The sequence below is a fragment of the Oleiagrimonas sp. MCCC 1A03011 genome, assembly GCF_003267965.1.
Lineage (GTDB): Bacteria > Pseudomonadota > Gammaproteobacteria > Xanthomonadales > Rhodanobacteraceae > Oleiagrimonas > Oleiagrimonas citrea.
In genome coordinates, this window is the sequence record NZ_MSPY01000001.1 from 240,060 (window position 1) to 254,002 (window position 13,943).

The 13,943-nt window shown below is 66.9% G+C and carries 15 protein-coding genes and 1 tRNA gene; 7 read left to right on the forward strand and 9 right to left on the reverse strand.

From position 1 onward, the window contains the following. Positions 1-9: 9 nt before the first annotated feature. The 6 genes from BTJ49_RS01140 to BTJ49_RS01165 all read right to left on the reverse strand — a co-directional run bounded on the left by BTJ49_RS01140 (position 10) and on the right by BTJ49_RS01165 (position 5,067). On the reverse strand, positions 10-696 hold the full coding sequence (locus BTJ49_RS01140) for a 50S ribosomal protein L25/general stress protein Ctc (RefSeq protein WP_113063528.1): 687 nt from the start codon (positions 694-696) through the stop codon (positions 10-12). 152 nt (positions 697-848) lie between these two features. Beyond that, positions 849-1,805, reverse strand: coding sequence for a ribose-phosphate diphosphokinase (locus BTJ49_RS01145; RefSeq protein WP_255420344.1), 957 nt, complete (start codon positions 1,803-1,805; stop codon positions 849-851). A gap of 88 nt (positions 1,806-1,893) precedes the next feature. Continuing rightward, a tRNA-Gln gene (locus tag BTJ49_RS01150) sits at positions 1,894-1,968 on the reverse strand. After that, the gene (gene ispE / locus BTJ49_RS01155; RefSeq protein WP_113063529.1) at positions 1,959-2,819 is read right to left on the reverse strand and encodes a 4-(cytidine 5'-diphospho)-2-C-methyl-D-erythritol kinase; all 861 of its coding nucleotides are present in this window, start codon (positions 2,817-2,819) and stop codon (positions 1,959-1,961) included. Before ispE ends, BTJ49_RS01150 begins: the two co-directional genes overlap by 10 nt. Then, complete coding sequence (gene lolB / locus BTJ49_RS01160) at positions 2,816-3,418, reverse strand: lipoprotein insertase outer membrane protein LolB (RefSeq protein ID WP_113063530.1); 603 nt, start codon at positions 3,416-3,418, stop codon at positions 2,816-2,818. The genes ispE and lolB overlap by 4 nt, the downstream gene beginning before the upstream one ends. A 2-nt stretch (positions 3,419-3,420) precedes the next feature. After that, positions 3,421-5,067, reverse strand: a complete 1,647-nt coding sequence (locus tag BTJ49_RS01165; RefSeq protein ID WP_113063986.1) for a tetratricopeptide repeat protein — start codon at positions 5,065-5,067, stop codon at positions 3,421-3,423. Positions 5,068-5,253: 186 nt separating this feature from the next. Between BTJ49_RS01165 and hemA the strand changes: the two genes are divergently transcribed. The 3 genes from hemA to ppk2 all read left to right on the forward strand — a co-directional run bounded on the left by hemA (position 5,254) and on the right by ppk2 (position 8,507). Then, positions 5,254-6,534 carry a glutamyl-tRNA reductase gene (gene hemA / locus BTJ49_RS01170; RefSeq protein ID WP_113063531.1) on the forward strand — a complete coding sequence of 427 codons (1,281 nt, stop codon included), beginning with the start codon at positions 5,254-5,256 and terminating at the stop codon, positions 6,532-6,534. 69 nt (positions 6,535-6,603) lie between these two features. Beyond that, positions 6,604-7,686 carry a peptide chain release factor 1 gene (prfA, locus tag BTJ49_RS01175; protein WP_113063532.1) on the forward strand — a complete coding sequence of 361 codons (1,083 nt, stop codon included), beginning with the start codon at positions 6,604-6,606 and terminating at the stop codon, positions 7,684-7,686. A 53-nt stretch (positions 7,687-7,739) separates the two neighbouring features. After that, positions 7,740-8,507: a polyphosphate kinase 2 gene (gene ppk2 / locus BTJ49_RS01180; RefSeq protein ID WP_113063533.1), complete on the forward strand. Its 768-nt coding sequence runs from the start codon at positions 7,740-7,742 to the stop codon at positions 8,505-8,507. 2 nt (positions 8,508-8,509) lie between these two features. Here ppk2 and BTJ49_RS01185 read toward each other — a convergent pair whose 3' ends face one another. The 3 genes from BTJ49_RS01185 to BTJ49_RS01195 are packed head-to-tail and all read right to left on the reverse strand — an operon-like array spanning position 8,510 to position 10,546. Continuing rightward, on the reverse strand, positions 8,510-8,776 hold the full coding sequence (locus tag BTJ49_RS01185) for an acylphosphatase (RefSeq protein WP_113063534.1): 267 nt from the start codon (positions 8,774-8,776) through the stop codon (positions 8,510-8,512). Positions 8,777-8,783: 7 nt separating this feature from the next. Beyond that, complete coding sequence (locus BTJ49_RS01190; protein WP_113063535.1) at positions 8,784-9,266, reverse strand: TlpA disulfide reductase family protein; 483 nt, start codon at positions 9,264-9,266, stop codon at positions 8,784-8,786. Next, entirely contained in the window at positions 9,263-10,546 is a 1,284-nt protein-coding gene (locus BTJ49_RS01195; protein WP_113063536.1) for a virulence factor BrkB family protein, read from the reverse strand. Before BTJ49_RS01195 ends, BTJ49_RS01190 begins: the two co-directional genes overlap by 4 nt. A gap of 117 nt (positions 10,547-10,663) precedes the next feature. Here BTJ49_RS01195 and wrbA point away from each other — a divergent pair, with 117 nt between their 5' ends. The 4 genes from wrbA to BTJ49_RS01215 all read left to right on the forward strand — a co-directional run bounded on the left by wrbA (position 10,664) and on the right by BTJ49_RS01215 (position 13,920). Next, a complete protein-coding gene (wrbA, locus tag BTJ49_RS01200; RefSeq protein ID WP_113063537.1) occupies positions 10,664-11,266 on the forward strand; it encodes an NAD(P)H:quinone oxidoreductase in 603 nt (200 codons plus the stop codon). Next, the gene (locus BTJ49_RS01205; protein WP_113063538.1) at positions 11,263-11,631 is read left to right on the forward strand and encodes a DUF2069 domain-containing protein; all 369 of its coding nucleotides are present in this window, start codon (positions 11,263-11,265) and stop codon (positions 11,629-11,631) included. The genes wrbA and BTJ49_RS01205 overlap by 4 nt, the downstream gene beginning before the upstream one ends. 62 nt (positions 11,632-11,693) lie before the next feature. Then, positions 11,694-13,331: an acyl-CoA dehydrogenase family protein gene (locus BTJ49_RS01210; protein WP_113063539.1), complete on the forward strand. Its 1,638-nt coding sequence runs from the start codon at positions 11,694-11,696 to the stop codon at positions 13,329-13,331. 94 nt (positions 13,332-13,425) lie between these two features. Beyond that, positions 13,426-13,920, forward strand: coding sequence for an asparaginase domain-containing protein (locus tag BTJ49_RS01215; protein WP_113063540.1), 495 nt, complete (start codon positions 13,426-13,428; stop codon positions 13,918-13,920). The last annotated feature ends 23 nt before the right edge of the window (positions 13,921-13,943 follow it).

Below are 13,943 nucleotides of genomic sequence, written 5' to 3' on the forward strand. Positions count from 1 at the left end.
CGGATGCGCTTACTTGTCCTCGCCGGCGTCGCCCTCGGCGGACGACCCTTCGGCGGCGGCGCTCGGCGCGGCGGCGGCTTCCTCGCCTTCCTCGCCCTCGGTCGGCTCGACCTCGACCTTCACCGCATGCACGGTGACGACCGGCAGGTCATGCTCGGGGCCGTGACGCAGCTCGGGAATCTCCACGCCCTCGGGCAGGTTCAGCTCCGACAGGTGAATGATGTCGCCCTGGTCGATGTTGGACAGATCGACCTCGATGTACTCGGGCAGATCCTTCGGCAGGCAGGCCACCTCGACTTCGGTGAAGTTGTGCGAAACCACCACGCCGGAGGTCTTGCCGGCCGGGGACTTCTCCTGGTTCAGGAAGTGCAGCGGGATGGCGGTGTGCAGCTTCTCGCCGGCACGCACGCGCTGGAAATCCATGTGCATCATCTGCAGCTTATACGGATGCTTCTGCCAGTCGCGCAGCAGCACCTTCTCGGTCTTGCCGCCGACGTTCAGGTCCAGCACGGACGAGAAGAACCACTCGTTCTTGGCCAGCGCCATAACGATGCGGTGCTCGATCTGGATACTCTGGGGCGCTTTGTCGCCGCCATAGACGATCGCCGGAACCATGCCCGCGTGACGCAGGCGGCGGCTCGCACCTTTCCCCTCGTCACTGCGAACTTCGGCGTTCACTTCGTGAATCGTTGCCATGATTGTTGCCTCGGTTGAAAAGCCCGCCTTGCGGCGGAAGAAACGTTCTCCCGCGACCAGGAGAACGATGAAATCCTTGGAATGCCGCCCGTCGCCAGCCGGCAAACCGGCGATTATAGGGCAAAAACCGGCCGCATGCGCGGCCCGGTGCATCAGTCCACGTAGAGCGAACTGACCGATTCGCCGCCGGCCATGCGCCGGATGGTCTCGGCCAGCAGTTCGGCCACCGTAAGCTGGCGGATCTTCTCGCAGGCCGCGGCAGCAGGCGACAACGGCAGCGTGTCGGTCACCACCAGCTGGTCCAGCTGCGAACCGTTGATGTTGTCGATGGCGGCGCCGGACAGTACTGCGTGCACGCAGTAGGCCTCGACGCGCTTGGCGCCCTGGTCCTTCAGCGCCGCGGCGGCCGCACACAGCGTGCCGGCGGTGTCGACAATGTCGTCGACCAGCACGCAGGACTTGCCCGACACGTCGCCGATGATGTTCATCACCGTGGCCACGTTGGCCTTCGGACGGCGCTTGTCGATGATCGCCAGATCGGCATCGTCCAGACGCTTGGCGATGGCGCGCGCGCGCACCACGCCTCCAACATCAGGGCTGACCACGATGATGTCGTCCATGTTGTGACGACGCCAGATGTCGGCCAGCAGCACCGGCGAGGCGTAGACGTTGTCGACCGGAATATCGAAGAAACCCTGGATCTGGTCGGCGTGCAGATCGACGGTCAGCACGCGGTCGACGCCGGACGCACCGATCATCTTCGCCGCCAGCTTGGCGGTGATCGGCACACGCGCGGAGCGCGGGCGGCGATCCTGCCGGGCGTAGCCGAAATACGGCATCACCGCGGTCACCGAAGTCGCCGAGGCGCGCTTCAGCGCGTCGGCCAGCACCAACAGCTCCATGAAGTTCTCGGCCGTCGGTGCGCCGGTCGGCTGCAGGACGAAGACGTCCTGCCCGCGCACGTTCTCCTCGATCTCGACCTGGGTTTCGCCGTCGCTGAAGCGACCGACCAGCGCCTTGCCCAGGGGCACCGCCAGCCGGTGCGCGACGTCCTCGGCAAGTTTGTGATGAGCATTGCCGGTGAACAGCATCAGGCCAGCCGTATCCACAGTTCGTTCTCCGCTTGGCGATGTTTCGAGAAGACCGGGGCGGACCCCGATGTACGCGCTGCGTCGGACGCATGCGCGCTGCGAAAAATGGCTGGGGCGGCAGGATTCGAACCTGCGCATGCCGGGATCAAAACCCGGTGCCTTACCGCTTGGCTACGCCCCAATGCTTGAACGGTCCGCCTTCGTACGCAACGGCGACGTGTCGACGCCACCGGCCACGAAGGCCCTGAACGGTTCCGGGCAGCGCGCGGCAATCCGCTCGCTGGCCTCGCGCGTTTCCGTTTCCAGGAATACGCACGCTCCGGTTCCGGACAATCGCGCCGCGCCGTACTGGCCGAGCCAGGTCATCGCGTCGTCGATTCGCACATGCCGCGCCCGCACCAACGGCGCGAAGGCGTTATCCGTGACATGTCCCTCCAGGAAGCTCGAAATTGTCGCCTCGGGCGCATTTCGTGTCAATTCGGGCGACTGAAAAAGCGCCTGCGTGGACACATGCACACCTGGATCCACGATGACATAGCTAGCGGCAGGCAGCGACAACGGCTCGATGCACTCACCCACCCCTTCAGCCCAGGCACTGCGGCCACGCACGAATACTGGCACATCCGCGCCGAGCCGCAGCCCCAGATCCGCCAGTTCGTCGATATCCAGGCCCGCTCTCCACAACGTATTCAATGCAACCAGCGTCGTCGCCGCGTCGGAACTGCCGCCGCCAAGCCCTCCACCCAGCGGAATCCGCTTGTCCACGGCCAGATCCGCGCCGAGCGTGCAGCCGGCACGCTGCTGCAGCATGTGTGCAGCCCGCAGCACCAGATCCTGCTCGGGCGACACACCTTCAACACCAGAGCCCCCCGTGATCTGCCCGTCATCGCGAACGCGGACGCGGACGTCGTCGCCCCAGTCGAGCAGCCGGAACACGGTCTGCAGCAGATGGTAACCATCCGCACGCCGACCGACGATGCGCAGGAACAAATTGAGTTTGGCCGGCGCCGGCCAGACGCTCCACGCGCTCATCGCTTGAACCAGGACCAGCGCTGGATGGACACGCGCACACGATAGTTGCCCATGGAGGCGAAGACTTTGCGCGGCACGCTTGGATCGCTGCCGGCGAACCAGTCGCGGTATTCCACGTTCCAGCCATTCTGCTGCAGCAGCGACGGCAGATGGTTCTCGCCGAAGCGCAACTTCGCCTTGCCACCCGGCGCGCGCAGTCCCTTCACCCAATAGCGCAGCTGTTGCAGCGGCACGCGCCAGCCCAGCGCCCGCGCCAACAGGTGCTCGGCGTCGACGCCGTAGAGCGTGCCCTGATCCAGCCCGTCCAGCTCCGCACCATCCGGGCCGCCGCGCAGGCGGAAACTGCGCCCGGTGACCGGGGCGCGCAGGGTGAAATCGTAACGGTCGCCGTTCTGGGTCCAGGTCAGGCTGCCGCTGCCGCCATGCTTGCCGTCCGTCACCGCCAGCCTTGCCTGGATGGTCCAGTGGTTGCGCGCCGACAGCTTCGCCTCGCGTGCCTGCTGCGCGCCGAGCATGGCATGGTCGCCTTTGATCCGTACCGGCGCGCAGGCCGCCAGCGCCAGGATCGCGGCGCCGAGCAGCAGATGACGGATGTTCACGGTTACAGCTTCCCTTTCAGCGCAAGCAGGTGCCGGTTGTCCGGATCCAGTTTCAACGCGTCTCGATAGACCTCCCCGGCCTGCGTTCGCTTGCCCAGGTCGAGCAGCACCTGCACCAGATGCGCGCCGACTTCGGGATCGGGACGCTTCTTCCAGGATTCCTGCAACGCCGCTTCGGCCTTGTCCAGATGACCCAGTCGATACTGCAGCCAGCCCCAGGAATCGGTGATGGACGGATCATCCGGCTGCGCGGCATGCGCCCGGGTCAACAGTTTCTCTGCCTGATCGAGATCGCGATTGGCGTCGACCAGCGTATAGCCCAGTGCATTGACGGCATTGATGTCGTCGGGCTTCAACCGCAGCACAGCGCGCAGGTCAGCCACTGCGGCATCGATGTCGCCGGCCTCTGCGTAGGCCAGACCACGCCCGTAGAGCAACTCGGCATCGTGCTTGTCCGCGCTCAGTGCGCGCGTGTACGCCACCGCTGCCTTGGCATAGTCGCCGCCACGCATGTACAGCTCGGCGTCGACCTGATCCAGTCGCTGCACCACATCCGCCTTGTCGGCATGGTCGTCACGCATACGCTTGACCAGCGCGTGCGCCTGCGCCGGCTTGCCCAGTTGTTGCAGCAGTACGGCGCGCCGCACACCGGCATCGAACGCATGTTCGTCGCCGGACGGCACCTTGGCCAGCCAATCGACGGCCTCCTGCGGCTTGTCCAGCAGTGAAGCCAGTTGACCAAGCAGGTAGTAGCTCGACTCCCGCACGTCATCCGGCGCCTTGCGCAATTCGCCGTAGATGCGTTTCAGCGCAGGCAAATCCTTGGTGCGTGCGGCAAAGGCCGCGCGCGCCGCGAAGCTGCGCGAATTCTGGGGTCCCTTCGCCAGCACGCGCTCGGCGCCCTGGTTGTCCCCGTTCTTGGCCAGTAGACCGGCATAGGCCATGCGCGCATCGAGATCCTGCGGCGAAGCGGACACGGCTTTTGCATACAGCGCGAGCGCCTTCTGGTCTTCGCCGCGCTGCGCATGGAGTTGCGCCGCCCAGGCATAGGTCTGACTGCTCCGGAAACGCTCGGCGGCGATGTCGGCAATCTGCTGCGCGTAGGCGTAGCGACCGAGTTTCTGACCCAGTTCGCTCATCGCCAGCCAGGCCAGCTCGTCTTTCGGAAGTCGCTGCGGTGTAGCAATCTTTTCCAGCAACTGCCCCGCCTGCGCAGCATCGCGTGCGCCCAGCAGCACCTTGCCGAAACGCTGCCAGTCCTGCTTGCTGCCGCGCTCGGTCAGCGCCATCAAGGCTTTTTGCGCGTCTTCAGTACGTCCCTGATCCAGTGCGATCTGCGCGCGCGCGCGCTGCAGTCCCGCCTCGTCGGCACCCAGGGCCTTCCAGCGCGCCAGAGCCTGTTGCGCGGCGGCGCTATCATGCAGGGCCAGCGCCAGGCCCACGGCACGCTCGGCCACTTTGGGATCGCTGGATAGCTGACTGGCCTTGGCATACCCCTTCTGCGCGGCGCGCAGGTCGCCCTTGCCGAGCGCGAATTCGGCCTGCATCAACAGCGCGGCCACGTCGTGATCGGCATCCGGGGTCGCGACCGACAGGGTGTGCAGCGGCTGCTTGCCGTCCGCAGGCCGCTGCGCGGTCTTTGTGGGCATCGAAGTGCACCCGAACAACACCATGGGCAGCATCGCTGCTGCTGCAAAATGCCGCCATTGCTTGAACTTGGCGTGACTGCTGCGCACAATTTACCTCCGTATGGGGCCGGTAACGCCAGCGACCGGCCGTCGGGACAGCTTAGCCTATTGCTGCCCGTAACCAAGCTGCCGCCACCACGATTTCCTATGCCGCTCGTCGCCTTCGGGCTCAACCACCTCACTGCGCCCGTCAGCCTGCGTGAACAGGTTGCGTTCGACGGCGACAACGCACGTCGTGCGATGAGCGACCTGCGCCTGCAGAACGGCGTGGACGAAGCGTTGATCCTGTCGACCTGCAACCGCACCGAGCTTTACTGCAGCGTCCATGCCGGCGCCGAGCACGTGCCGGCCGAATGGTTGCACCAGCATCATCACCTGACCGCGGACAAGCTGGACGAGTTCCTGTATCGCCACGACGAGGACGAGGCGGTGCGACACATCTTCCGCGTCGCCACCGGACTCGATTCGATGGTGCTGGGCGAGCCGCAGATTCTCGGCCAGGTCAAGGACGCCTACCAGATGGCGCGCGAAGTGCAGACGCTGGGCCCGCCGATGGACCGCCTGCTGCAGCACACTTTCGCCGTGGCCAAGCGAGTGCGCAGCGACACGCGCATCGGCGCGCACACGGTTTCCGTCGCCTTCACCGCCGTGCGCCTGGCCGAACAGGTCTTCACCGATCTGCGCGACGCCTGCGTGTTGCTGGTCGGCGCCGGCGACACCATCGAGCTGGCCGCGCGACACCTGGCCGGGAAACAGGTCAAACGCCTGCTGGTCGCCAACCGCACACTGGAAACCGCGCAGACGCTGGCGCATCAGCACGGCGGCTACGCCATCGCCCTGTCCGACCTGGGCAAGCATCTGGCCGAAGCCGACATCGTCATCAGCTCGACCGCCGCGCGACAGCCGGTGATTACCCGCGACATGGTCGAGGCCGCCATCGCCACGCGTCGCCGCCGCCCGATGTTCATGGTCGACATCGCCGTGCCGCGCGACATCGAACCGGCCGTGGCCGAACTGCGCGACGTGTTCCTGTATGGCATCGACGATCTGCGCCAGGTCATCGACGAACACCTGCGCTCGCGCGAAATGGCCGCCAACGAGGCCGGCGCCATCATCGACCTGCAGGTCGACCGCTACATGAACTGGCGCCGCGCGCTGACCCTGCGCAATCCGGTGCTCGACTTGCGCGCCAACGCCGAGAACCATCGCGACGAAGTGCTCAGTCGCGCACAGAGCATGATCGAACGCGGCAAGTCGCCCGAGGAGGCGCTGGCCTTCCTCGCCAACACGCTGACCAACAAGCTGCTGCACGCCCCCAGCGCGAGCCTGCGCGAAGCGGCGCTGTCCGGCGACCTGGACCTGCTCAACGCCGCCGAGCGGCTGTACGGCCTGACCGCCGATCCGGACAAGACGCCCGACGAGCGCTAGCCTAGCGTTCCGCCTGCGCCGCCGGCACGCTATCCTGACCGGCCATCCCGTTGTCGCCAACCGGTCGCCATGACGCCTTCCATACGCCGCAAACTGCAGACGCTGGCCGAGCGCCACGAGGAAATCAGCCTGCTGCTGGCGCAACCGGAAGTGATCGACGACACCGACCGCTTCCGCGACCTGTCGCGCGAATATGCGCAGCTGGAGCCGCTGAAATCCGCCCTTGCCGAGCACGAGCGCGCACAGCATGAGCTGACCGACGCGCGCGGCATGCTGGACGACCCCGAACTGAGCGAGATCGCCGCCGAAGACGTGCGCCGCCTGGAAGCACGCATCGCCGAGCTCGACGCGGAGCTGCAAATTTTGCTGCTGCCGGTCGACCCGCGCGACGAAGCCAACCTGTTCCTGGAAATCCGCGCCGGCACCGGTGGCGACGAGGCCGCGCTGTTCGCCGGCGACCTGTTCCGCATGTACACGCGCTACGCCGAACAGCGAGGCTGGAAGGTGGAGGTCGAATCCGACCACGCCGGCGAGCACGGCGGGCACAAGGAAATCGTGGCGCGCATCGTCGGGCGCGGCGCCTTCTCGCGGCTGAAATTCGAATCCGGCACACATCGCGTGCAGCGCGTGCCCGAGACCGAGTCGCAGGGCCGCATCCACACGTCGGCCGCGACCGTGGCGATCATTCCCGAGACCGAGGACATCGGCGAGATCGAGATCAACCCGGCCGACCTGCGCGTGGACACCTTCCGCTCCTCCGGCGCCGGCGGCCAGCACGTCAACAAGACCGACTCGGCGATCCGCATCACCCACCTGCCCAGCGGCGTGGTGGTCGAATGCCAGACCGAGCGCTCGCAGCACGCCAACCGCGACAAGGCCATGAAACGCCTGAAGGCGCAGCTGCTGGAGGCCGAGCGCGAGAAACAGGCGTCCGAAGAAGCCGCCTCGCGCCGTCTGCAGGTTGGCAGCGGCGACCGCAGCCAGCGCATCCGCACCTACAACTTCCCGCAGGGGCGCATCACCGACCATCGCATCAACCTGACGCTGTACCGCCTCGGCGAAGTGCTCGCCGGCGACCTGGACGAACTGATCGATGCACTGACCGCCGAGGACCAGGCCGAGCAGCTCAAATCGCTCGGCGAAAGCGGCTGACCCTTTCGGCCTCCCGCCTGCTACGCTGCGATCATCGCGACGGAGGCGGACCGATGAAACGCAAGGACTACGAGGACGCGCTGGAAGGCCTGCAGGCCGAGCTGATCGGCGTCAGCCGCTGGCTGCGCGCCAGCGGGCGCCGACTGATGGTGATCTTCGAGGGCCGCGACGCGGCCGGCAAAGGCGGAACCATCCGCGCCATCACCGAGCATCTGGACACGCGCAGCTATCGCGTGGTCGCCCTGCCCAAACCCAGCGACCGCGAGAGCACGCAGTGGTATTTCCAGCGCTATGTCGCGCACCTGCCCGCTGCCGGCGAATTCGTGCTGTTCGATCGCAGCTGGTACAACCGCGCCGGCGTCGAGCCGCTGATGGGGTTCTGCACGCAGGCGCAGTACGCGCAATTCCTCGATGAATGTCCGATCTTCGAACGCATGCTGGCCGACGACGGCATCCTGCTGCTGAAGTACTGGCTGGCCGTCGACCAGGCGAATCAGGAAGAGCGCTTCGCCGAGCGTGCCCAGGACCCGCTCAAGCGCTGGAAACTTTCGCCCATCGACGTCGCCGCGCGCGAGAAGTACGCCGAGATCGGCCGCCTGCGCGACGTGATGCTGGAACGCACGCACGCCCCGCACGCGCCCTGGTTCGTAGTCGACTACAACGATCAGCGCCGCGGTCGCCTGAATCTGCTGCGCCATCTGCTCGACCGGCTACCGGACACCACCGTGCCCACGGCGGCGCTCGACCTGCCCGCCTTGCGCGAACAACCTGGACGTGAACAGCTGGCCGATCCGTCTTTCTGGATCGAGCCTCGACACTGAATTCAGCCGGTACGGAATCCCGGCGCCACATCCGCCGCGAAGGTGCTGCGCTCGACCTGCTCGACCCGGGCTGCGGGCGGGCCTTCGTGCAGCCACCGCTCCAACGCATCGATGGCATCGGGCGCCCCCTCGGCGATGACTTCGACGCGTCCGTCGGCCAAATTGACCGCCGAACCACTCAGTCCGAGCCGCAACGCCTGCTCGCGGGTGGACGCGCGGTAGAACACGCCCTGCACCCGTCCCGACACGAGAAAACGCGCCGCCGTCATCGGCGCCTCACTTCGCCGCATCGATGACCTTCTTCAGGTCGGCGGGCGTGATCGGACCGACGAAGCGCTTGGCAATGTGGCCGTCCGGCGCGATCAGGTAGGTCGTCGGCAAGCCCAGCGGCGCACCGAAGGCGGCCGGCGGATGCGCAGGATCGACCTTGGCGATCGGATAACTGACGGGATGCTTCTTCAGGAACGCCCGCAGGTCCACCGGATCGGCATCCTGATAGGCCAGGCCGATGGCGGTGACGTCATCGTGATCCTGGACGAAGGTCGAGATCGCCGGCATCTCGTGGATGCACGGATGGCACCAAGTCGCCCAGTAGTTGACGATGACCCACTTGCCGCGCTGCGCGGCGAGGTCGAACGACTTGCCGGCGAGCGTGTCGACCTTCAGGGTCGGCAGTGCATCCGTACCGCTCGCATGCGAAACGGAACCGAGGCCGGCCAGCAGGAGACCGAGGCACATCAACAGGAAAAGACGTTTCATGAGGATTCCGCTTTGACTTTCGCGGCGTCGCGATCGGCGCCCGCGTTGGGGAAGACGAACAACTCGGACAGGTGGATGCCGAGCGTGGCGCGCAGGGACTCGGTAAGCTCGCCCAACTGCCTGCGCAACGGCTCCGGCAGCCCCTGGCTGAACTGGTGCAGCAGGGGCTCGTCGAGAGGCAGACGATACCGCCCGGCCTCGTAGATTTCCATCAGCGTGGAAGTGTCCAGGCTGCGCGTCATGACCCACTCGTCCTCTTCGGTGCGACGAATCAGACCCGCCTCGTTCAGATCGCCCAGATAGCGCTGCAGCAGGTCGTCGGACACGAAGCGCTCGCATACCTTCAGATCGCTCTCGCCCAGCGCGCGCCCCTGGCGCTGCGCCACCACGAAATGCTTGAGCAGATGCATCAGCCCGAGGAATTCCGCGCCCTTCGGCAGCCGTTCCTCGTGCGGACGGTAGTCGAACGCCGAGATCGAGGCGGTGATCGACGCCCCCAGCAGCACGATGACCCAGGACAGATAGATCCACACCAGGAAGATCGGCACCACCGCCAGCGCGCCGTAGATCTCGCGGTAGGACGGCACGCTGCGCACGTAGGCGGCGAAGGCCCACTTGGCGATCTCGAACAACACAGCCGCCAGCAACGCGCCGACCAGTGCATAGCGGCGCTTGATTTTGCGATTCGGGATCAGCCAGTACATGCCGAACAGGCCCGCCACACTGACCAGGAACGGCAGGACGCCCAGCAGATGGCGCTTCAGCTCCACACCGTCGCTGACCCGGCCCAGCAGCGGCACCGCAGCCAGGTACGAGGTCAGGGTCAGTCCGGCCACCACCAGCACCGGCCCCAGCGTCAGCGCCGCCCAGTACATCATGAAGCGCGACACCGTCGAGCGCTTGGTCTGCACCCGCCAGATGCGGTTGAAGCGCTCCTCGATGCTGGACAGCATCATCAGCGCCGAAAGCAGCACCACCACGATGCCGATGCCGGTCAGCTTGCTGGCGTTGCCGGCGAACTCCAGCACGTACTTCTGTACCGCGTCGCCCGCCGCCGGCACGAAATTGCGGAACAGGAAGTTGGCCAGCACATCGGTCCAGCCCTGGAACATCGGAAGGGCCGTGAGAATGCTGACCACGGCCACGGTCAGGGGCACCAGCGCGAACAGTGTGGTGTACGACAACGCACCTGCGGTCTCGAAGCACTTGTCGTCGACGAAGCGCTGCCAGACGAAGCGGGCGAAGGCGATAACGCGGTCGCGATCGAAACGCCGGAACATGTCGGCCCCCGTGTGGAATATCATGGTCAGCGTAGCGCATCGGCCATGAACGTCCCACACACGGCGACACACGCCGTCCGGGCGTCCGAGCGCGCCCCCGAACACGCAGGAGACCTCATGGACCAGGACATTCTGGTGCTCTACTACAGCCGCAGCGGCGCCACCGCGAAACTGGCGCGTCTGATCGCGCGCGGCATCGAGGAGGTGCCGGGCATGCATGCACGGCTGCGGCAGGTGCCTCCGGTCGCGCCGGTGACCGAAATCGCGCAGCCGCCGGAACCCGAGGACGGCGCGCCCTATGTCACGCGCGAAGATCTGGCCGAGTGCGCCGCCCTGGCGATGGGCAGCCCGACCCGTTTCGGCAACATGGCCGCGCCGCTGAAGCATTTCCTCGACGGCACCGGCGCCGAATGGGCCTCCGGTACGCTCGCCGGCAAGCCCGCCGCAGTGTTCACCGCCACCGGCACCATGCACGGCGGCCAGGAATCGACCCTGCTGTCGATGATGCTGCCGCTGCTGCATCACGGCATGCTGCTGGTCGGCATCCCGTACACCGAGGCCGCACTCAACACGACCCGCACGGGTGGATCGCCCTACGGCGCCAGCCACCTGGCCGGCGCGCAGCACGAGCTGGACATCAGCGAGCACGAACGCGAGCTCGCCCGCGCGCTGGGCAAGCGGCTGGCCGATGTCGCGCGACGCCTGGAAGCGAATGCATGAGCCGGGACACGCTCACACTCAGCCCACGCCAACGCCGTGCCCGCCTGACCGGCTACCTCGGCTGGCTCGGCCTGATTGCCCTGCAGCCGATCTGGCATGCCTGGCTCGCGCCCGATCCGCACGAGCCCCTGAGCGCCGTGCTGATTCTCGCGCTGCTGCCGCTGCTGCTGCCGCTGCTGGCCATCCGCCGCCCGGCCCGCGCGCTGCTATGGGCGGGTATCGTGGCGCTATTCTATTTCTCGCACGGGGTGGCCGAGGCCTGGTCGCTGCCGAACGAACGCATGCTGGCGCTGGCCCAGGTCGCGCTGAGCCTGCTGCTGATCTTTGCCCTCGGCGCCGGCGTGCAGCGCCGCAGGAAGGCGTGACGCCTGCGGCTGGGCGCACGCGGCGTTTATAATTCGATTCTCCACCGCTGGCGCTGACCGTCATGGAATTCCTGCAGGACGCCCCACGACTGCCGCATCCGTTCCATCAGGATCGCCTGCTCAAGGCCCTGATCGCACAGCGTGTGCCGCCCGCGCGCCGCGCCGCGCTGGAGGCCGATCTGATCGCGCTGGGCGACTACGCCTGCATGGCCTACGAGCGTCGCCTGGCGAGCACGCCCGGCGAACCCGTGCTGACGCAATGGGGCCCCTGGGGCGAGCGCATCGACCGCATCGAACTGACCCAAGCCTGGCGCGAGGGACCCGAGTTGACCACGCGCCATGCCGTCCTCGCCGCCGGCCATGATGCCGAGGCCGGCGCGCACGGCCGGCTGGAACAGTTCATGCGCGTGTATCTGTACCACCTCGCCAGCGAGTTCTACACCTGCCCGCTGGCCATGACCGACGGCGCGGCCACCGCGCTCAAGGCCGCCGGGAACAAAGACATCATCGCGCGCGCCCTGCCGCACTTCCTCAGCCGCGAAAGCGACCGTTTCTGGCTATCGGGGCAGTGGATGACCGAGACTGCCGGTGGCTCCGATGTCGCTCGCACCGGCACCGTCGCCCGACGCGACGAGCAGGGCCAGTGGCGGCTGTACGGCCGCAAGTGGTTCACCTCGGCGGTGGTCGGCGAAGCCGCGCTGGCGCTGGCCCGCCCCGAAGGCGCGGGCGAAGGCACTGGCGGCCTGGCGCTGTTCTACGTCGAGACCAAGGATGCGCAGGGCCGCTGGCGCGATCTGAGCATCGACCGCCTGAAGAACAAGCTCGGCACCCGCGAACTGCCGACCGCGGAAATTCACCTGGACGGCCTGCCCGCCGAACCCGTCGCTGGCCTCGATCATGGCGTGCGTCGGGTCGCGCCGATGCTCAACGTCACCCGCACCTGGAATGCGGTCTGCGCTACGGCCAGCATGGCGCGCTGCCTGGCGCTGGCGAGCGATTACGCACGCCGCCGGCAGGCCTTCGGCCGGCCGCTGATCGAACAGCCGCTGCACGCCCGCACGCTGGCCGACATGCAGGCCGAGTTCGAGGGCGCGTTCGCCCTGACCTTCCATGTCGCCGAACTGCTCGGTCAGGTCGAACACCACACGGCCTCCCCGGCACAGACGCAGCTACTGCGTCTGCTCACGCCGCTGGCAAAACTGTGGACCGGCAAGCTGTCGGTCGCGATCGCCTCGGAGACACTTGAATGCTTCGGCGGCGCGGGCTACATCGAGGACACGGGCCTGCCCCAGCTGCTGCGCGACGCACAGGTGTATGCCATCTGGGAAGGCACGACCAACGTGCTGTCCCTGGACACGTTGCGCGCGCTGTCCGCCAGCAGTCTCGACCCGCTGAACGAAGAGATCGAACGCCTACTGCCCCATCATGACGACCGCACCGCTGCCGAGGCCGTGCGCAGTGCATTGGACCGTGCGCGTGCCTTCATCGACGACTGCGGCAACGACGCCGCTCGACTGCAGGCCGGAGCGCGCGGGCTGGCGATCACACTGGCGCGATGCATGGCGGCCGCCCTGCTCGCCGCACGCGCGAGTGAGTCGCCCGACGCCCGCCGCCCCGCCCTCGCGCTGCGCTGTTTTCTCGCGCATGGCCTCGACCGCCTGACCGATATCGACACCGACACACTCGCCCTGCTCGATTGAGCGGGCGACCCCACGAAATGGCGCCGTGCACGCGCATCACGCCTCATTCATCGACACCGCACCACGTACGCAATCACGCAATCAGGATCCCTCCATGCAGCATCTGACCATCGTCACCACCGGCGGCACCATCGACAAGATCTACTTCGACGCCAAGTCCGACTACCAGATCGGCGCGCCGCAGATCGGCGATATCCTCGGCCAGCTCGGCGTCGGCTTCCGCTTCGACGTGGTCTCGATCCTGCGCAAGGACAGTCTGGACATGACCGATGACGACCGCCAGCTGATCCGCCGCACCATCGAGGCGCAGCCGCATCGCCACGTACTGGTGACGCACGGCACCGACTCCATGGTCGACACCGCGCGCATGCTGCAGGGCATCGAGGGCAAGACCATCGTGCTGACCGGCGCCCTGAATCCGGCGCGGTTCCAGGGCTCGGACGCGGTGTTCAACATCGGCTGCGCGGTCGGCGCGGTGCAGAGCCTGCCCGATGGCGTCTGGATCGCCATGAACGGCCGCGTATGGGATCCGATGCGCGTACGCAAGAATCGCGACGCCAACCGCTTCGAGGAAATCCCCGCCGCCTGAGACCGACACGCGGACAAAAAAAT

What these genes read in the sequence shown, in the direction of transcription:
- BTJ49_RS01215 (WP_113063540.1), top strand. Translation starts at nt 13,426, where the DNA reads ATGCAGCATCTGACCATCGTCACCACCGGCGGCACCATCGACAAGATC.
- prfA (WP_113063532.1), top strand. Translation starts at nt 6,604, where the DNA reads ATGACGCCTTCCATACGCCGCAAACTGCAGACGCTGGCCGAGCGCCAC.
- BTJ49_RS01185 (WP_113063534.1), bottom strand. Translation starts at nt 8,776, where the DNA reads ATGACGGCGGCGCGTTTTCTCGTGTCGGGACGGGTGCAGGGCGTGTTC.
- hemA (WP_113063531.1), top strand. Translation starts at nt 5,254, where the DNA reads ATGCCGCTCGTCGCCTTCGGGCTCAACCACCTCACTGCGCCCGTCAGC.
- BTJ49_RS01205 (WP_113063538.1), top strand. Translation starts at nt 11,263, where the DNA reads ATGAGCCGGGACACGCTCACACTCAGCCCACGCCAACGCCGTGCCCGC.
- BTJ49_RS01190 (WP_113063535.1), bottom strand. Translation starts at nt 9,266, where the DNA reads ATGAAACGTCTTTTCCTGTTGATGTGCCTCGGTCTCCTGCTGGCCGGC.
- ppk2 (WP_113063533.1), top strand. Translation starts at nt 7,740, where the DNA reads ATGAAACGCAAGGACTACGAGGACGCGCTGGAAGGCCTGCAGGCCGAG.
- BTJ49_RS01165 (WP_113063986.1), bottom strand. Translation starts at nt 5,067, where the DNA reads ATGCCCACAAAGACCGCGCAGCGGCCTGCGGACGGCAAGCAGCCGCTG.
- wrbA (WP_113063537.1), top strand. Translation starts at nt 10,664, where the DNA reads ATGGACCAGGACATTCTGGTGCTCTACTACAGCCGCAGCGGCGCCACC.
- ispE (WP_113063529.1), bottom strand. Translation starts at nt 2,819, where the DNA reads ATGAGCGCGTGGAGCGTCTGGCCGGCGCCGGCCAAACTCAATTTGTTC.
- BTJ49_RS01195 (WP_113063536.1), bottom strand. Translation starts at nt 10,546, where the DNA reads ATGTTCCGGCGTTTCGATCGCGACCGCGTTATCGCCTTCGCCCGCTTC.
- BTJ49_RS01140 (WP_113063528.1), bottom strand. Translation starts at nt 696, where the DNA reads ATGGCAACGATTCACGAAGTGAACGCCGAAGTTCGCAGTGACGAGGGG.
- BTJ49_RS01210 (WP_113063539.1), top strand. Translation starts at nt 11,694, where the DNA reads ATGGAATTCCTGCAGGACGCCCCACGACTGCCGCATCCGTTCCATCAG.